The sequence below is a fragment of the Pseudomonas sp. 18058 genome, assembly GCF_902706155.1.
Lineage (GTDB): Bacteria > Pseudomonadota > Gammaproteobacteria > Pseudomonadales > Pseudomonadaceae > Aquipseudomonas > Aquipseudomonas rustica.
The window spans coordinates 1-447 of the sequence record NZ_CACSJY010000136.1; the positions used below are offsets into that span (position 1 = coordinate 1).

The window sequence follows — 447 nt, forward strand, 5'->3', positions numbered from 1 at the left end:
TTGCAGACGATGGACGCCGCTACTCAACGCTGCGCAAACAAATGAGCGCTTTGGCCGCCTGTCGATTGCAGCTCGGCTTCAGGGGGCGGACTTATAACGGGCAACCCGTTGAGCAGTTCGACGCGTGGACCGCGAACCGCGAGACAGGGCAAAAGACCCTTTGGCCCGGCGTGTTGGTGCTGTCTGAGAACTACTTTTCCGAGCTGGTCGAGAACGCTGTGCCCCTCGATAACCGGGCCTTGCACGCACTCAAAGGATCTGCGCTCTCGCTTGACGTGTACACCTGGCTCGCGCATCGACTTCATCGCATCGAGGGCCGGCCGGTGATTCTCTACTGGATGAATTTGCGGGAGCAATTCGGGCAAGAGTACCTGGGCAAGAACGCGGATAAGGACTTCAAGGTGTCGTTTCTGGTAGCGCTGAGGGCCGTGCTCGCGGTCTATCCAC

The 447-nt window shown here is 59.3% G+C and carries 1 protein-coding gene; it reads left to right on the forward strand.

The genetic code is table 11. The annotated features are described in order from the left end of the window. Positions 1-447, forward strand: a 447-nt coding sequence (locus GVL50_RS28510; protein ID WP_256672030.1) for a replication protein RepA, incomplete at both ends; no start/stop codon positions are given.